The 1,418-nt window shown below is 70.0% G+C and carries 1 protein-coding gene; it reads right to left on the bottom strand.

What is annotated here, in order from left to right; translation table 11 throughout:
* A partial coding sequence (locus OP86_RS32415) for an IS4 family transposase (RefSeq protein WP_234435139.1) occupies positions 1 to 1,235 on the bottom strand: 1,235 nt, incomplete at its 3' end.
* Between the last annotated feature and the right edge of the window lie 183 nt (positions 1,236 to 1,418).

Below are 1,418 nucleotides of genomic sequence, written 5' to 3'. Positions count from 1 at the left end.
CTGGTCCGGTCGACGGTGCCTTTGGCGTTGTACTTGGAGATCGCGCGTTTGACGACGCGGGGTCGGGTGCGGATGCGCCGGTCGGGCATGAGGTCGGCCAGGACTCGTCGGCCGATCGTGCCGACGAGGTCGATGACGGTGTCCGCGATGACGCCTGCGGCTTGGATGACCAGGTCGCGGGCGGTGTTCAGGGCGATGGTGAAACTGGCCCGGTCGGGGTCGACGCGGGGCAGGGTGCCGGTGGCGTCGGCCATGGCCAGACGCAGGACCTGGTAGGTGACCAGCAGCGCGTAGATCTCTTGGTCGAGGCCGGCGGGGGTGCGGGCGCGCAGGACTCGGCCGCCCAGAACGGTGGACTTGATCTCCAGGTAGGCGGTCTCGATCTCCCAGCGCTGGTGGTACAGCGTGATCAGTTCAGTGGCGGGATGGGTCCGGTGGTCGGTCAGGGTGGTCACCAGACGGTAGAGGCCGGTGCGGCGGCCGGCGGCCGTGGCGATGGTGATCTCGCAGTCGATGACCCGAACCTCAACGGTGCCGAGCCGGGACAGGTAGGAGCCGTCACGGTTGCGGCGAAGCACGGGCAGGTGGCGGCCGCTCTTCACCCGGACCAGGACGTGGGCACCGGTGGTGGTGATGGCGCTCACCAGGGTCTGCGCGGCGAAGTTGCGGTCCAGCAGCACGATCACGCCCTCGCGCAGGCTGCGGAGCAGGCGCGGCGCCTGGGTGGTCTCCCCGTCCGTGGTCGGCCCGAACACCGCGTCCAGGACGGTGCGGGTGCCGCAGGACACCAGGACCAGCAGCCGTAGCGCCGGATACCCCGAACCGCCGTTGTTGCAGCGGTGCTTGGTGTATGCGGTCAGGTTCGCCGGGCTGTCGGGCACCGCGATCGTCGTGCCGTCGATCGCGCAGACCAGCAGCCCCCGCCACCACGCCCCGGTGGTGTCGATGCCGGCGGCCGGGCCGCGCAGCAGGTCGAACAGCCAGCGCATCGGCTCGGCCCCCACCCGCCTGCGGGCCTGGGCGAAAGCGCCGCCGGTCGGGTCGGCGACCGGCAGACCGTCCAGGCCGGCGGTCAGCCGCTGCCACACCTGCCGCCAGCCCAGCCCGGGAAACAGGCACCCGGCCAGCAGCAGATACACCACCACCCGAGACGGCAGATCCCGGACCCGCGCCTGCACCCTGCCGGTCTGCACCAGCGCCTCGTCGACCATCTCGAACGGGACAATCCGGGTCAACTCACCGAGATGGCCGGGCGCGAACGCCCCCGCGGCAACCACAACCTCACGAGAAATGACAGACTGGGCATCCACGGAGCTCCTACCGAACAGTGATCTTGGTCGACACGGTTCTAGCAGGAGCTCCGTCCCATTTCAGGCGACTTGACGCGGCCACCCACAGCTCTATCTACACGGCGTTGG

Origin of the sequence: Streptomyces novaecaesareae (genome assembly GCF_000716875.1) — a bacterium.
Taxonomy (GTDB): domain Bacteria; phylum Actinomycetota; class Actinomycetes; order Streptomycetales; family Streptomycetaceae; genus Kitasatospora; species Kitasatospora novaecaesareae.
Note: the sequence above shows the minus strand (reverse complement) of the source record. Positions and strands in the feature narration are given on the sequence as shown.